General features: G+C 50.2%; 15 protein-coding genes. 14 read left to right on the plus strand and 1 reads right to left on the minus strand.

All coding sequences use genetic code 11. The features are described 5' to 3' along the window. Positions 1-362: 362 nt before the first annotated feature. The 9 genes from BN1360_RS06085 (at position 363) to BN1360_RS26300 (ending at position 8,309) form a co-directional block, all read left to right on the plus strand. Complete coding sequence (locus BN1360_RS06085; protein WP_068779004.1) at positions 363-1,283, plus strand: carbohydrate ABC transporter permease; 921 nt, start codon at positions 363-365, stop codon at positions 1,281-1,283. Positions 1,284-1,302: 19 nt separating this feature from the next. Beyond that, a complete protein-coding gene (locus BN1360_RS06090; RefSeq protein ID WP_068779005.1) occupies positions 1,303-2,163 on the plus strand; it encodes a carbohydrate ABC transporter permease in 861 nt (286 codons plus the stop codon). Positions 2,164-2,309: 146 nt separating this feature from the next. Then, positions 2,310-2,849 (plus strand): anhydro-N-acetylmuramic acid kinase, encoded by a 540-nt coding sequence (locus BN1360_RS26180; RefSeq protein ID WP_476445252.1) that lies wholly within the window; start codon positions 2,310-2,312, stop codon positions 2,847-2,849. Continuing rightward, positions 2,786-3,469 (plus strand): anhydro-N-acetylmuramic acid kinase, encoded by a 684-nt coding sequence (locus tag BN1360_RS26185; protein ID WP_267490881.1) that lies wholly within the window; start codon positions 2,786-2,788, stop codon positions 3,467-3,469. Before BN1360_RS26180 ends, BN1360_RS26185 begins: the two co-directional genes overlap by 64 nt. An 81-nt stretch (positions 3,470-3,550) precedes the next feature. Beyond that, complete coding sequence (locus BN1360_RS06100; protein WP_068779006.1) at positions 3,551-4,519, plus strand: GNAT family N-acetyltransferase; 969 nt, start codon at positions 3,551-3,553, stop codon at positions 4,517-4,519. Between the two features lie 2 nt (positions 4,520-4,521). Next, positions 4,522-5,226, plus strand: a complete 705-nt coding sequence (locus BN1360_RS06105; RefSeq protein WP_068779007.1) for a PIG-L deacetylase family protein — start codon at positions 4,522-4,524, stop codon at positions 5,224-5,226. 245 nt (positions 5,227-5,471) lie between these two features. After that, entirely contained in the window at positions 5,472-6,611 is a 1,140-nt protein-coding gene (locus BN1360_RS06110) for an exo-beta-N-acetylmuramidase NamZ family protein (protein WP_068779008.1), read from the plus strand. Between the two features lie 352 nt (positions 6,612-6,963). Continuing rightward, complete coding sequence (locus BN1360_RS06115; protein WP_068779009.1) at positions 6,964-7,893, plus strand: BadF/BadG/BcrA/BcrD ATPase family protein; 930 nt, start codon at positions 6,964-6,966, stop codon at positions 7,891-7,893. A 209-nt stretch (positions 7,894-8,102) separates the two neighbouring features. Next, positions 8,103-8,309: a hypothetical protein gene (locus tag BN1360_RS26300; protein ID WP_082789958.1), complete on the plus strand. Its 207-nt coding sequence runs from the start codon at positions 8,103-8,105 to the stop codon at positions 8,307-8,309. A gap of 216 nt (positions 8,310-8,525) precedes the next feature. On the opposite strand, the gene BN1360_RS06125 is transcribed toward BN1360_RS26300, so the two are convergent. Further along, the gene (locus BN1360_RS06125) at positions 8,526-10,055 is read right to left on the minus strand and encodes a VanW family protein (RefSeq protein ID WP_068779010.1); all 1,530 of its coding nucleotides are present in this window, start codon (positions 10,053-10,055) and stop codon (positions 8,526-8,528) included. Positions 10,056-10,291: 236 nt separating this feature from the next. Between BN1360_RS06125 and ftsE the strand changes: the two genes are divergently transcribed. From ftsE to BN1360_RS06150, 5 genes are all read left to right on the plus strand, one after another. Next, positions 10,292-10,978 carry a cell division ATP-binding protein FtsE gene (gene ftsE, locus BN1360_RS06130; RefSeq protein WP_068779011.1) on the plus strand — a complete coding sequence of 229 codons (687 nt, stop codon included), beginning with the start codon at positions 10,292-10,294 and terminating at the stop codon, positions 10,976-10,978. After that, a complete protein-coding gene (ftsX, locus tag BN1360_RS06135) occupies positions 10,968-11,882 on the plus strand; it encodes a permease-like cell division protein FtsX (protein WP_068779012.1) in 915 nt (304 codons plus the stop codon). Before ftsE ends, ftsX begins: the two co-directional genes overlap by 11 nt. Before the next feature lie 79 nt (positions 11,883-11,961). Continuing rightward, positions 11,962-13,194 (plus strand): murein hydrolase activator EnvC family protein, encoded by a 1,233-nt coding sequence (locus BN1360_RS06140; RefSeq protein WP_068779013.1) that lies wholly within the window; start codon positions 11,962-11,964, stop codon positions 13,192-13,194. Between the two features lie 465 nt (positions 13,195-13,659). Next, the gene (locus BN1360_RS06145; RefSeq protein ID WP_068779014.1) at positions 13,660-15,126 is read left to right on the plus strand and encodes a S41 family peptidase; all 1,467 of its coding nucleotides are present in this window, start codon (positions 13,660-13,662) and stop codon (positions 15,124-15,126) included. A gap of 131 nt (positions 15,127-15,257) precedes the next feature. Then, positions 15,258-16,525: PDZ domain-containing protein (locus BN1360_RS06150; RefSeq protein WP_068779015.1), on the plus strand; the 1,268-nt coding region annotated here is incomplete at its 3' end.

A 16,525-nucleotide genomic window follows, 5' to 3' on the forward strand; every position in this document is an offset into this window, starting at 1 on the left:
AAAGCTTGGGTCTGAGCAGCGGAGCGTACGTCTTGGTACGTAAACAACTGAGAGATGTTTCTGTAGGAAATATAACCTCTTAAGTCTCTGCCCGGACCTGGCTGAATTCAAGATTCGATGCCGGATAACTCCCTGATTCACTTCATGTCAGATATAGAATCTATAAATTATCAGCGGCGCTGATGAAATCTATATCGCAAGAATCCACCTATGAATCACGGTTGCTCATCCTGGAATAATATCGATCGGTCTTTCTTATCAATATTGGACTTTTTGAACAATCTCTTTTAGCTCGGGTAGCCGTTATGAATGTGGCTACCCGGGTCATTTTGGCAAAACGGTTGGAAAAGGAGCTAAGAGATATGAGCCAATTAGCAAAAGTACCAACAACAGCAAAGGTGGCCAAAAAACGAAAATGGAGAGGTGACAATGCTTGGGGTTATGCCTTTATTGCCGTGGCGCTTGTTGTCTATGCGATATTTACGGCTTATCCCGTGGTCAGTGCCTTCATTATCAGCTTCCAGGAATACCGCCCGCTGGGCTCCGTGTTCATCGGATTTGAGAACTATATCAATACCTTTTCGGATTCCCTGTTCTGGAAGTCTATCAAAAATACGATTGTATATACCCTACTGACAGTGCCTGTCACCTTGTTCCTGTCCTTTGGAGTGGCGATCCTGATCCTTCCTTTGAAGAAACGGACGCAGACTGCTTTTAAAGCGATCTATTATTTGCCGGCGGTTGCTTCCGGGGTAGCTTTGTCTGTCGTCTGGCTGTGGATCTTTGATCCGATGCCAAGCGGTATTTTGAACAAGTTATTGGGCTTTTTCGGTATCTCTAACCTGAACTGGCTCGGGTCCAGCTCCACGGCGATGTTCTCGCTCGTATTGATGGCCTGGCTGTCGAGTCATGGCACCAGCATTATTATTTATTTGGCCGCTCTTCTCGGGATTGACGAGAGTTACTATGAGGCCGCCGATCTGGACGGAGCAGATTTCCTCAAGAAGCTCTGGTATATCGTCATTCCTTTTCTAAAACCGACGACCTTATTTTTGCTTGTTACCGGTGTTATTGGTTCCTTCCAAGTGTTCCAGAATGCTTACCTGATGACAGGGGGCGGACCGGACAATGCAACGACGATGGTGGGGCTGCTTATTTTCAATAATGCATTTAAATACTTCGAATTCGGCAAGGCGGCTGCGCAATCTCTGATTCTGGCAGCGATTATTGCCAGCATTTCCTTTATTCAATTCAAATTCTTCGGTAAAAATATCGAGTACTAATAGGGGAGGAGAATGACACATGGCTCTGTACAAAAAACATACTGGCAAGCAAACGGTTAAATACACCAGGAATGCCTCCATCATGATTCTTCTCTTACTGTTTGCACTCGCAACTTTATTTCCAATCTATTTCATGATTATCTCTTCATTCGGGGATCCGGTTGAGGCGGGGGCTATGGACTATTCTCTATGGCCTGCCAAGATATCTTTTGAATCCTATAAATTCTTTTTTGATTACAGTGAACATTCCTATCGTTGGCTGCTGAACTCATTGATTGTAGCGGGAAGCGTTACGGCCTCTAACGTGATTTTTGCCACGATGGCAGGGTATGCCTTCGCGAAAATCCGTTTTAAAGGCCGGGCCGTCCTGTTCTCCATTTTGCTCTGCGCCATGATGATTCCATATCAAGTGACCCAGGTACCGCTTTACATTCTGATCGTGAATATATTTCAGATCGAGAACACTTACAAGGCGCTGATTATGCCTGGACTGGTCACCGTCTATAGCATCTTTTTGACCAAGCAATTTATGTCCTCTATTCCTAACGAGATTATCGAATGTGCCAAGGTGGAGGGCTGTAATCAGTTTCAAATTTTCCTGAAGGTGATTGTGCCGCTGTCGAAGACAGTCATGGCGGTTACGGCCATTCTTACCTTTATGGATAGCTGGAATACTTTCTTCTGGCCGTTCCTGGTCACAAATACGATGGATATGCAGACGATCCAGGTGGGGCTCAAGAACTTCCGGTTTGCCAATACGACGTATTTTGCGCCGATGATGGCCGGGGCAACGATCTCTGCACTGCCGATGTTCATCCTGTTCTTCAGCCTGCAGAAGTACTTCCTTGAGGGGGTAACCGTGGGAGCGGTGAAGGGCTGATGGACAGGACACAAACTTCAGGGCGGAGGACGGAATTCGCTGCCGGACAGTGGGGGGAGGCCAAACCGTCCAATCTGCCGGTACGTTACGCGGTGGGACTGATGTCAGGTACCTCGGTCGATGGCATCGACGCGGCGGTCGTCAGAATGACAGGCGCTGCGGGAACGAGACCGGAGGTCAAGCTTCTAGGTTTCGAAAATATCCCCTATCCCGCTCCGGTTCGCGACGAAATATTTGCGCTGTTCGACGTCAAGGAGGCTACGCTGGATCGGGTAGGTCGCCTTCATGTTTGGCTTGGGGAACTGTTTGCGGAAGCGGCTCTGTCGGTCATTGCTAAATCCGGTTTGACGCCGGGAGATATATCCCACATTGGCTCTCATGGTCAGACGCTGTATCATCATCCGACGGATGAGCTTATAGGAGGCTACGCGCTTCGTTATACGGTGCAAATTGGCGAGGGCTCGGTGATCGCGGCCAGAACGGGGATTACTTGCGTATCTGATTTTCGTCCGGCCGATATGGCGGTGGGGGGGCAAGGGGCTCCGCTCGTACCGTTCACCGAGTATTTGCTGTATGGGGAGGGGACAAGGACGCTGCTGCTGCNGTACCGTTCACCGAGTATTTGCTGTATGGGGAGGAGACAAGGACGCTGCTGCTGCAAAATATCGGGGGAATCGGCAATATGACGGTGCTTCCGGCGAACTGCCCTCCGGAGGATGTATTTGCCTTCGATACGGGGCCGGGCAACATGCTGATCGATGGCCTGGTCACACATATGAGCGGCGGGAAGAGCAAGATGGATGCTGGGGGGGCCATAGCCTCGCGAGGCCATCCGAGTGAGCAGCTGCTTGATCTGTTAATACAGGAGCCTTACTACTACCAAAGCTTGCCTAAATCTACCGGAAGAGAGTTGTTCGGCTCAGCTTATATTGCCAGATTGCTAGCCTATCAGCAGAAAAATAATCTCTCGGATGAGGATCTGGTTGCCACGGTGACGATGCTGACAGCACGTTCGATTAGCGATTCGTATCGAAGGTACGTTCGGGAGCGTTATCCGGCCGACATGCTGATCGTTGGTGGCGGGGGGAGCTACAATCCTGTATTGCTCCGTTATTTGCAGGCGGAGATGGAGCCGCTGGGGGTTCAAGTGCTTACTCAGGAGCAGCTTGGACAGAATAGCGATGCCAAGGAGGCGGTAGCTTTCGCGTTGCTGGCCGATTACACGCTGGCCAGGCGGCCGAATAATTTACCGGCGGCAACGGGAGCAAGCAGACCGGTCGTTATGGGCAAGATTAGCTATCCATAACTTTAGAGGCAATCTAAATTTTTTTATAAGCACATATGATAATAGGCTGTTGAGTCCAAGGGAAGCGGAGGGCATCAGAACATGATCGCAACATGGGATGATCGATTCATAGCTGGGACGGTTGAGTTATGGAACAAGGAAGCGGTGAAGGACGGATATAAGAGATTAACCGAAGCTGGTTTCGCAGATTTATTTTTATCAAACCCTTACTTTGACCGGGAGGCCACCTTGGTCATGCTGGGTGAGGAAGGGCGTGTGCAGGGCTTTGCCTGCGGTTGTACGGGGGACGATCTGCCTCTGGGTAAGGAGGCGGGATACATTACCTGTATCGTAATAAATGAAGCTGTTCGGAACGATGCCTCTTTCAGATCCATGATCGACGCCTTGGAGAGTCGTTTTCAGCAGCTTGGCAAGAAGCAGGCGGATTGCCTGTTTTTTAATCCGATGAGGCTGCCCTGGGTTATTCCGGGAACCGCGGGTCATGAGCATAACAATGCTCCTGGAGTGCCGGAGGGAAGCGCGCTGCATAAGTTTTTGCTGAATTACGGGTATGTAGAGCGAGCGCAGGAGTGCGGGATGTATATGCCGCTTGCTGAGTTTAGGATTTCGGAGGAAATCCGGGCTAAGGAGAGCAAGGCCGAGGGGGAGGGCTATCAGGTCGAGCCCCTTGATCTCTCGAAGCATGGGGGGTTAGAGGAGATGCTGGATGGGCTGGATAATCCGTTATGGCGTGAACAGATTCCACGTTATGCGGCGCAGGGCATTCCGGTCATGATAGCGGCCAATCAAGGAGATGCGGCGGGATTCGCCGGGCCGATCCTTCGCGAGCCGAGCGGACGGGCTTTCTTCATCGGCATTGGCGTGCATCCCAAGCATGAGGGACATGGTCTGGGCAGCCTTCTGTTCTTTAAAATGTGCGAGGCTTTTCAGCAGATCGGGGCCGACTATATGTCTCTATTTACAGGAATCAATAATCCGGCTAAACGCATTTATGAAAAAGCAGGTTTTCAGACCGTCAAACGGTTTGCAATTATGAGGAGGGAGTTCTGAAAATGAGCAGAAAGACACTAACGATTCTGGCGATCGGCGGTCATGTTGGCGATATGGAGCTTACGGCGGGAGGCGTGCTTGCCAGCCATTCATTAAAGGGGGATCGTATCGTTACCCTGGCGCTTACGGCAGGGGAGCGAGGCGTTCCGGCCGGACAGGACATGGGGGAATACCGGGAACAAAAGGTGCGGGAAGCGAAGGCTTTTGCAGATATGCTGGGCGGGGAATCGATCGTATTTGACATTCCTGATGGGGAACTGAGCGATAGTGAGGATATGCGCTATCGGGTTTGCGATGTGATTCGTCGTGTTAAACCGGACATTATCATCACTCATTTTAAGAACAGCATGCATAAGGATCACCGAACGACACATTTGATTGTAAACGATGCCCGTTTCTTCGCCGGGCTCGCTTCCATGCAGCGGCACGAGCCTGCCCATTTTGCCTCGCGGCTGTACTATGCGGAAAATTGGGAGGATGCCGTCGACTATGTACCGTATGTTTATATCGATTTTGATCAGGATGCCTATGATCTATGGGTAAAAGCGGTATCCCAGCATTGGTTCGTAACGGGAAGCGCGTCTTTCCCTTATTTGGAGTATTACAAGCATCTGGCCCGGGTTCGCGGCATCGAGGCGCGCAAGACCTATGCAGAGACATTTATGATCCCGGAGGAGTCTTTGCGCATCATCAAGTCAGAACTATAAGTGTGTGTTCAAAAGGATCGAATTTCAGCGCCGAAGCTTAGGTCTTCCAATGTGCGATATGCGTTTTTACCAAACGCTTCAGCTGGATGAAACTGGGACAAAAGGAGTAGAGCCAGGCTAGGCCGATGAAATTCTATCACGCAAGCAAACCATCATCTGGATATTGATCGCACATCTTCGAATACTTAATGCGTTATCTTATCAAAAGCGGACTTGTTGAACTATCCCTATAAGGAGCGGAGGCTATGGTTAAGAACGGAATCGATCGCATATTGAGCTACTCCCACCTGTTTCAGGGTAAGCGGATTGGCTTAATTACAACACCGACGGGAATTACCTCGGAGTTCATATCGACAATTCAAATTTTGCACGACAATTTCAAGCTTACCGCTTTATTCTCGCCGGAGCATGGTGTGCGTGGGGACCAGGCGGCAGGGGCCATGGTAGAGACATATACCGATCCGTTAACCGGCGTTCCGGTATACAGCCTTTATCGCCAGGATTCCAAACGGATGACTGCGGATATGCTCGATAAGGTGGATATGGTTGTTTACGATATTCAGGATGTGGGCGTGCGCTACTATACGTTTATTTATACGATGTTGTATGCTTTGGAGGATTGTGCCAAAGCAGGTAAGGAGCTCGTTGTATTGGACCGCGTGAACCCGCTTGATGGACTGACGGTTGAGGGTAATGTCCTCAAGCCGGGTTATGAATCCTTTATAGGAAACTATCCGCTTTCTGTCCGGTATGGCTTGACCGCGGGCGAGGTAGCCAATATGGTCAATGAGCAGAAAGGCTGGAATGCGAAGCTCCACGTGATCCCTTGCGAGGGATGGGAACGGAACATGCTCTTCCCGCAGACAGGACAAATTTGGGTTCATCCCTCATTGGGGATTCCGCGCTTTGAGACAGCTCTGGTGTACGCTGGCACTTGCTTGTTTGAGGGCACGAATCTGTCGGAGGGACGCGGGACGACGTTCCCGTTCGAGATTATTGGAGCGCCATTTATCGACGCTGAGCGTCTGGCTGATGAAATGAATCACAGAGGATTGCCGGGCGTGCGTTTTCGCCCTGTATACTTCAAGCCGACCACCTCAAAGTTCCAAGGCGAGCTCTGCGCAGGCGTACAGATTTACGTGACCGATCCCCTTTCATACCGCTCGGTGGAGACAGGCGTGACGTTGATGTACACCATGAAGCGGAACTATGAAGAATTCTCTTACTTGCCTCCAGTCAAGGAGGGCTCGCGTCCATTCATCGATCTGCTATGCGGTGACAAGCTCTATCGGGAAGAGGTCGGGCTCATGGAAATGCTGGAGAAGTTTCGCGAAGAGAGCCGGGATTTTGCCAGGGAAAAACAAAGGTATCATCTTTATGGATGATTTCGTGCCGGGTGCGCAGTTTTATGAACTTTTATAAGTGAATTAATGCCTAACGAAACTACAGATCGTTATTGCTTCAATAATGACGGTAAATAAATTTTAACGAAACACCCTAACGTTATCCGGGAGAAATTTGGGCTTTTGACCGCTAATTTGCTTAAATAGCGATACCCAGTTTCGCTAAAATATTTAGAGATTATTTTTGATTTGAATAGCGATATCCAGTTTCGTTAGAGCTCTGACAGCCTACAGCTGGATGAAACCAGGGCTATGAGAGTGTGCAGTTTATCGGGTTTCTTATTCAAAAAGGAATTTTTGAACCACCTCTAAAAAGAGAAGGGCGTGATTCATCATGAGATTTGTCGCCGGCCTGGATGGTGGAGGCACGAAGACAAAGGTTGCTATTGCCGATGAGAGCGGTCGGATGGCAGAAACCTTCACGTTGGGTCCGATCAACTATAATGGACAGGATGAGAGAGTTGTAGAGCGGACTATCGAGGAGATCGTTGCGAGGATTGGAAGGGTCTGCGGCAGTTTGGAGCACTGCGTACATCTCTGTCTCGGCGCTGCCGGGATCAGCGCTGCGGGGGTGGCAGAGCGGTTAACAGCGGCGATCCGCAACGCCGGATATCAAGGCGGCCTGACCCTGGCTGGCGATCATGAAACAGCACTCTACGGTGCGCTCAGTCAGCCGCATGGTATCATCCTCGTCGCTGGAACAGGCTCGATTTGCTTCGGGCGGAATGAGCAAGGCTGTACCCATCGCACCGGCGGCTTCGGTCATCTCATTGACGATGAGGGGAGCGGCTATAGCATCGGCAGGCAGCTGCTCAGCGCACTCGTTCAGGCCAGCGACGGGAGGATTCCTCCGACAGTAATCAGCCAACGGATCTATGAGACGCTACAGCTGCCTAACGATTCACTCCGTGAGGTCATCGGCTTCGTCTATGACCCTCGACGGACGAAGAAGGATATTGCAGCGTTGGCTCCGATCCTGTCCGAAGCTTGCTCTGTCGGCGATATAGCGGCCTTGAACATAGCTCGGCACAGTGCTGATGCGTTATTTGAATTGCTGGCCCCCGTCGCCGAGTGCCTCGATTTGCAGTCCGGTCATCTGGCCCTGGCGGGAAGTGTGCTGCTGCAGAATCGCTTTATTCAGTCGTCCTTAAGAGAAAGAATAGCCGCAAGCTGCCCCGGGTTATCCTGCACCTTGCCTGAACACGATGCCGCCTGGGGGGCGATGATGATGGCGTGGCATTACTATTCTGATGTTCATCATTGAGTTCTGTTATTAGGAGCAAACTCTAAAAACAAGAAAATGAACTGATTTCTCTTAAACTAATTCCGGAAATTAACCAAAACCTGCCGGTCCACCTAAAACCTGCAACCGATACATTTCCGACAAACGTTGGATAGAACCAGAAGCGGCTCCCGTTATTAAGCCAAATAAAAGTGTTTCGAAACAAGCAACGGGAAATCGCTCGAGGATCAATGGCAAAAGCAGATATCGTCGGCTCAAAGGTTGGAGGAGGTAAGGTCGGCCCCTGCGGTCCAACTGTTCCAGGTGGTCCAGGTGCAGGTCCAAATGGCGGACCCAGTGGTGGACCGAATGGTGGGCCAGATGGCGGTCCAGACGGTGGTCCAAATGGAGGTCCGGATGGAGATATAAACGTCATTCGAGTTCACTCCTTTATTTGAAATGGGCTAATGCAATGTATGCAGGAATGAATTGTTCGGATTGGGCCAATGCCTATTTGCCTCTTTTACTAACCGATGGACACCTGTTTTTATCGTATGGCTCTTGCCGCAGACCATGAATATACAGCAACCTGCGCAAAGGATGCCCCGCTTTCTTTCTTATTGTGGAAAGATGCGGGGCTTTTTGTGCTCTTATGCAACGAATCGGAGAGGGGATCAGGGGAATCTCGGACCCTCCACCCCATCCTCCAAAATTTGAGACGGAGCTCCTCCGCTCCTCTCTGTTCCATCGTGGACGGCAATGACAGCCGGCTGGGCCGGATAGGTGTCGCGTGACAGCAGAGTTCGACTCACGGTTATGCCGTCGACCTGCTTGAGACGAAATGTCTCTACAACATAACCCGGCTTGCCCTCTAGCATGATCTCTTGACTGCCCGAAGGAAGCGAAGGGTTCTTGATATATTTGTTAGTCGGCATGATGGTTCGGGTTGTTCTCGATTGGATGCGGTATGTCACATTTTCAGCAAGCGTACCGAACAGCTTGATTACAAGCCGTCCATTGCTGCTTTTGGCGCGAATCAACAAGTATTTGCCTGTCGTGTTCTTGAAGCGGAAGTTGATGTATCCTTGGGCGAAGGTGGCATCCTGTCCCTTAGGAACATAGCTGACAGGCAGGGTGTGATTGCGTCGTTCCACGATTTCCAGCCCAGCCCGTAAGGCCGCGTTGTAAAGGGTGCTGGACACCTGACAGATGCCTCCGCCTACTCCCGGAACGAGCTTGCCGCCAAAAATGACGGGAGCTTCCTGAAAGCCGTACTCCTGCTCAGCCGATTCGATCGCCTTGGCGTAGTCGAAAATACCGCCAGGTGACAGCAGCATGCCGTCGATACTGCGGGCAGCGGCTTCGACATTATGCAAACGCCCCGCGCCGCTTGTCGTAAGATCGGTGGAGAATTCGGCGATTTTGCGTGTGATGCCCTGTGACTTAAGGTTATCCAGGGTAACGCTGGGTTGGAGCTTAACTAGTGGAACTGAGATGGTGACGGGATGTGTCGGAAGTTGAGAACTCTGTTGTGAATGTGCGGTTGCAGCAGCATCCTGTCCGGCAGCGTCGGTTAACTCTTTCCGAGGCTCCACTTTGACGGCGCCATCATTCCCTTCATCCAAGGGCAGTGCAGCCGGGAGAGCCGCTTGAATCAGCGTCATGAAGACGGGCCAATCGATTCGGTATACCGACTTGCCAGCCGTGTAACGGATGCTGTCATCGGCTCCGATCGTTCTTGCCGCATTTACCGGTACGCCCAAGTGGGCTTTCTCCCATTCCGGCCCCCATTGTAATTTGAGCGGCTGTAAATCGTAACGGGCCTGTAACCGCCATTGCTTGGGAAAGCGGCTGCGGATCTGGATGCGATTCCACAGACTTCCATTGTTCAGGGCAGTCAGCTTGGCCCGGAAATCAGGTATGTCGAAGGTGACGCCGCTATTTTCCCATGATAGAACCTCAGAACCGGCCATGCCGCGAAAAGAATAAGTGACTTTCTCCAGCTCCAGTTCCGCCAGCTTTCTGTCCAGCACTTGTATCGCTTCATGAGCTGACATTCCTCCCACAGGAATCCCGGCGACATCTACTCCGGGTGGAATCGTATCCCTATAAGCATAATGCTGCAGTGAGAACAGCAGAGACAGCGCTGTAAAACCGAGAACTAACAACGGCACGACGAAGTAGAAGAATTGTTTTCTATCCATTATTCGCTCCTTATCATCACTGGAAAAACTTATTGTACAACCTTGTTAATGATATATATGCTGAAATAATGGAAACTTTCGGGTACTCAAATGGTAACATATTTGTTACAATAATTATCGAACTGAAGAAATTTAGCTCAACTTATAAAGGATTTGGCTAGAAGATGTCGAAATTGTAGTAGTTGACTATGCGAACAAACTAACTAGATATGAATCAAGGCTTAGGACGTGATGAAGTGATAGAAATGCAGGATGTTTGGAAGACATATTCTAACGGGACCCATGCTTTGAAGGGTATCTCGGTCAAAATTGACCGTAATGAATTCGTATATTTGGTCGGACCCTCTGGCGCGGGGAAATCGACTTTTATGAAGCTTATATATCGGGAAGAAGTGCCCACGAAAGGGCAAATATCTGTAAACGGTTTTAATATCGGCAGGCTTAAACAGCGTAAAATTCCTTATGTCAGACGCAATATCGGCGTTGTTTTCCAGGATTTCAGGCTGCTGCCCAAACTAAATGTGTATGAGAACGTCGCTTTTGCGATGGAGGTTGTCGAAGCCCCGAAGAAAGTGATTCGCAAGCGGGTGCCCGAGGTGCTGGAATTGGTAGGCCTGAGAAATAAGGCAAACCGTGATCCATCCCAATTATCGGGGGGAGAGCAGCAGCGGGTGGCGATCGCCAGGGCGATTGTCAACAACCCGTCGGTAATCATTGCTGACGAACCAACCGGGAATCTGGATCCGGAGACATCATGGGGAATTATGCAGCTATTGGATGAGATTAATTTTCGCGGTACGACGATTGTAATGGCAACCCACAACAAGGATATTGTGAATACGATGCGCAAGCGGGTCATCGCTATTGAGCATGGCAATATCGTCCGTGATGAGATGAGAGGGGAATACGGATATGAGTTTTAGTACCCTCTTAAGACAGTTTCGAGAAGGGGCACGGAATGTGTTCCGCAATGGCTGGATGTCGGTGGCATCTATTACTTCAATTATCGTATCTCTATTAATACTGGGCGTATTTATAATGCTTGTTGTTAACATAAATTCCTTCGCAGATGATGCAGACAGTCAGGTTCAGATTAGTGTGTATCTGGAATCGAATGTAGACAGCACCTTGCGGGACAAGCTGATGGCAGAAGTCAAGGCCATGCCGGAGGTTAGCGAGGTAACGCTGATTCCGAAGTCCGAAGGGCTCAAGGAGTTCAAGGAGAAGCTGGGCGCGGAAGGGAAGGACCTGCTTGAAGGCTATACCGAGGAGACGAACCCGATCCCTGATACGTTCAAGATCAAATTGATCGAACCAACAACGGCGCCGTTCGTTGCCAGCAAAATAACAGCGCTCAACGATAATAATCCGGATAAGCCGATCTACAAAGTGAACTATGGCAAAGGGACGACGGAGAAGCTGTTCAAGATTACGCGGGGGATCCGCAACATCGGGTTTATCTTTGTAGCCGGACTTGCTTTAATGGCCATGTTCCTCATCTCCAACACTATCAGGGTAACGATTCTGGCCAGACGCCGCGAGATTGGAATTATGAAGCTGGTCGGGGCAACCAACGCTTTCATACGCTGGCCCTTCTTTATTGAGGGAGCACTGATTGGTTTGATAGGCTCCGTTATTACGGTAGGCGCATTGATATTCGGATATCAGGAGCTGGAGCAAGCGGTAGCCGCGGATATGACGCTGGCTTTCCGACTCGTTCCGATCAAGCAGATCGCACTTCAGATCAGCGGGTTATTGATTGGACTTGGATTGCTGATCGGCATCTGGGGAAGTCTCATGTCGATTCGTAAATTTTTGAAGGTATAGGCGTGGCAAGGCAAGGTACAGAGGAGAAAGAGCTTGGGAAGAGGCTAATCTAAATCGTGAGAAGGATGGGGAAAAGAAGTTGAAGAAATGGATATCCGTGATTGCTGTAATTACCATAGCCGCTACGATGTTCAACCCAACAGAGGGTTATGCCAAATCTAAGACCATCAGCCAGATTGATGCCGAACTGAAGCAGCTTCAGGAGCAGGCGAAGAAGGCGAAGGCTCAGCAGGAAAAAGCAACTGACAAGAAGCAGGAAGCACAGCACTATGTGAACAAGAACCAGGCGTATTTGAAGCAGGTGCTTACACAGATCGATACTGTTAGTAATGAATTGGCAAATATTGCATTGGATATTGAGGACACCAAAGCAAATCTGCGGGATACCGCGAATAAGCTGGATGAGACCAAGCAGCGAATTGAGGAACGTTCCGAATTCCTTGATACGAGGGTTCGTATCATGTATACCGACGGCGCTGTCTCTTATTTGGATGTATTGCTATCCTCCACCAGCTTCTCGGATTTTTTGCAGCGGGCGGATTCCCTGCAAGCGATCATGAATCAAGATAAAGTCCTGTTGGACGAGCATAAGCATGACCAAGATCTTCTCCAGGATCAGCAGCAGCAGCTTGAACAGGATTACGCCAAAGTGAAGACATTGTATGCTCAAGCAGAGGACCGCAGGAGCATTCTTGAGGAGAAAGAAAGCGAGAAGCAGCAATTGATTGCGAAATATAGCGATCAGATCGATCAGCAGGAAGAGATTACAGAGGAACAAAATAAATTGCTGGTTGAATTGGCCACCAAACGTTCTGCTCTTGAGAATGAGAAGAAGAAGATCAAAGCAGCGCAAGTATATAAAGCGAAGACAACGACCAAGAAGGTGTCCTATTCAGGATCAGGCGGGTTTTCCGGTAATGGCGGATCGATGATGGTTCCGGTGAACGGAGCGCGGCTCTCTTCCGGGTACGGCACACGGGTGCATCCGGTGACAGGACAGGTCAAGACGCATACAGGGATTGACCTCGCTGTTCCGGAAGGGACTGATATTCACGCAGCCGAAGGCGGCGTCGTTATCGTTGCAGAATGGTGGAGCGGTTACGGTAACACCGTCATCATCGATCATGGCAATAATGTATGGACGCTGTACGGTCATATCCGCAATAACGGAACGAAAGTATCGGTTGGCGACACGGTGAAAAAGGGTGAGAAGATCGCCGAGGTTGGTCAAACAGGTGTAGCCACGGGTCCGCACTGCCATTTCGAGGTTCGCATTAACGGTAATCCGGTAGACCCGACGCCTTATTTGTAATAAAATAGGTTATATCACAGAGACGGATACCTTTGCGTATCCGTTTTTCCTTCTTGTACGGCAGTCATGAGGCATGTAAATATTCTGTACAAGCCGGGCATATAATAAAAGAGGTTGTTCAAAAAGTCAGCTTTTAATCACGAAGTGAATCAGGAGGTAAATTCGGCATCGAATTTTGAATTCACTCGGACCTAAAGTGAACGCCTTACGAAGTGTGTTTCCTGCGGAATCATTTCGGGTGATCACGTACTAATCGCAAGCCAATACTTCCGAGCCCGTTTTCTCCAAAAACGTGTAGCTTCGCTCCTCAAAGAAACGCGAATTGAAAGTATGAGCTGAGGTGCTGAAAACCGGACTTTTTGAACACTCAGTAAAAGATAGACGGCGGTTTGGCGGACTGCTTCCCTGAAGGAAATGATGCAATACCTACTCTATTCAAGATACATAGGCGGTGAAGAAGAGAAGATGTTCAAAGGACGTACAGTTGCTCTAATGGTCGTGGTTGCCATGCTGCTCAGCAGTATTCTGACTCTTACCTTAACAGGCCAGTGGACCTTCGCGGGTTCGAATGCAGTAGGCAGCGGGATTTTTGCAGATGCTTTTGGCGGCAACAAGAGCGGTATCAAGAAGATCGAGACGGCTATGGATCTTGTTGAAAAGAATTACGTAGAGGACGTTGATCGGAACAAACTGGTGGACGGGGCAATCGATGGTTTGCTTAATGCGCTTGGCGATCCGTTTACCTCTTATATGGCGCCGGAGACTGCGCAGCAGTTCTCAGAACAAATCGAAGGTTCCTTTACCGGGATTGGTGCTGAGGTATCAATGGAAGACGGCAAGGTTGTCGTTGTATCTCCCATTAAAGGCTCCCCCGCAGAGCAAGCGGGCATCAAGCCAAAGGATATCCTGCTCTCGGTTAATGGTGAATCCTTTGAAGGGCTTGGTTTAAATGAAGCCGTTGCTAAGATCCGCGGCCCAAAAGGGACTAAAGCCAAAGTGAAGGTCAAACGTCCAGGGACGGCTAATGAACTGGAATTTTCGATTGTCCGCGATGATATCGCGTTGGAGACAGTCTATTCCAGCATGAAGCAAGGGAATATTGGCGTGATTGAGGTTACGGAATTCTCCATGAATACGGCGGATCGCTTTGCACAGGAACTGGCTTCATTGGAGAAACAGGGAATGAAGGCGCTGGTCATCGATGTACGGAACAATCCGGGCGGCGTGCTTCAGGTCGTTGAGAAGATGGCAGAGCAATTCGTTCCGAAAGGCAAGGCCATTGTCCAAATCGAAGATAAAAATAAAAATCGCAAGAAGATGAATTCTGCCCAGGGCAAAGGGAAAAATTACCCGGTGATTATCATTACGAACAAGGGCAGTGCGAGTGCCTCGGAAATTCTGGCCGGTGCCCTCAAAGAATCGGCAGGGGCAAAATCGCTCGGAGAGACGACGTATGGCAAAGGAACTGTTCAATCCAGCTTCTCCAAAGAGATGGGCGACGGCAGTCTGGTGAAAATTACGATTGCTAAATGGCTGACGCCAGATGGGGATTGGATCCATAAGAAAGGGATCGAGCCGGACATCCCGGTATCACAGCCGGATTACTTCTCGGTTGCTCCGATCAATAAGGAGAAAACGTATAAATTCGACATGCTGGGCGAGGACATCAAGAGCGCTCAGACGATGTTAAGCGGAATAGGTTATGATCCGGGCCGCAAGGACGGATATTTTGACAAGAAGACGGAAGCGGCGCTGGAGAAGTTCCAGGCAGCCAAAGGCTTGAAGGCGGATGGTGTGCTTGATGCCAAGACGGCAGAGGCGCTTGAGAGCAGTCTGATTGATCAAATTCGTGATCCGAAGAATGATAATCAAATGAATCAAGCGATTCAGGAGGCCCAGAAGGAAATCACTTCAATGGCGTCGAATGAGTAAGAAGGCTGAGTTTCAGCCTTCTTTTTTTCTGTTATAGTTAATAAGTGGAACAAGTTTGGTTGATGTTCAAATGAGTCCTATATTTTGGTTAGTCCATATTTTTGAGATGATGGTTAGGGGTTGATGATCGATTGGATCTTGTGCTTGAAGGATTGTGGAATGTAGCCGGGGCCGTAGGACAATTGTTTCTGCAGCCATTTTATTATATCTCGATTATTATGGTGCTCCTGCTCTATCGTAGGCAAGTTATACTGGAGCGCAGATTGTTCCATGTGCGGCTGAACAATTGGCTTGCTCAGACTTGGCGTACGGTGCTTGGAGGTTTGCTGGCGGGAATTATCGTATCGCTGGTTGGCGCGTTTATCGGCATGACGCTAACGATAGAGGGGATTTTATGTATATGGGCAGTAACGATTGTATTGCTGCTCGTCCGTGTCAGATATTTATGTCTGGCATACTCCGTCGGTTTGCTGGGAGTTATCCAGTTTATCTTGAATCGCTTCCCTTCCTTTGCAGGCAGCGGTTTTGGAGGCGAAGTGATCCGTGCGGTTAGAGAACTGAATATACCGGCACTGCTATGCCTTGTCGGATTGCTGCATTTGGCGGAAGGAATGCTTGTCCGCTGGCAGGGGGCTTCCTTTGCAGGGCCCTTGTTCTTCGAGGGCAAACGCGGCAAGCTGGTCGGCGGTTACCAGATGCAGAGCCTATGGCCGGTTCCGTTGCTCCTGCTCATTCCTGCCCATACAACGGGAGGGGTATTGCCTTGGACGCCGCTGTTTGGCGGGGATGCCTGGCAGGATGGGTTCGGTCTTGTGGCCCTGCCGATCATTATCGGGTTCTCGGAAATGACGAGCGGAATGCTGCCTCAGGTTAAGGCCCGCTTAACTTCGAATCGGCTGCTGTTTTACGGGGTGGCTGTGCTGGCGTTGGCACTGCTGTCCCATTGGTGGAGCTGGATCATGCTGCCGGCGGCGCTGGTGTCTTTCTTGTTGCATGAAGGACTCGTGTGGTACAGCCGCTTCGAGGAACAAGAATCGAGCCCGCTGTTCGTCAATCCGGCAGGAGGCTTGAAGGTGCTTGCGGTGCTGCCGGGCAGTCCGGCACAGGAGATGGGCATCCTGGTTGGGGAGTCCATCCGCAAGGTGAACGGCGTGCCGGTGCCAACGAAGGAAGAGATGCATGCGGCGCTGCGGATGAATCCGGCCTTCTGCAAGCTGGAGGTTCTTAATCTCAAAGGGGAGATCAAGTTTCTCCAGCGCGCTATTTACGCCGGCGAGCATCATCAGCTCGGCGTGATCCTGGCGCCGGACGACAAGGCGCCGGTTGCTGTAAGGCTGCAGCCGCTGTCGCTGCTGCAGCTGCTAAAGCCGCGGCGCAGCGAAGCTGGCGCGCGCGGCAA

Origin of the sequence: Paenibacillus sp. GM2 (genome assembly GCF_900069005.2) — a bacterium.
In the GTDB taxonomy this organism is placed as follows: domain Bacteria; phylum Bacillota; class Bacilli; order Paenibacillales; family Paenibacillaceae; genus Fontibacillus.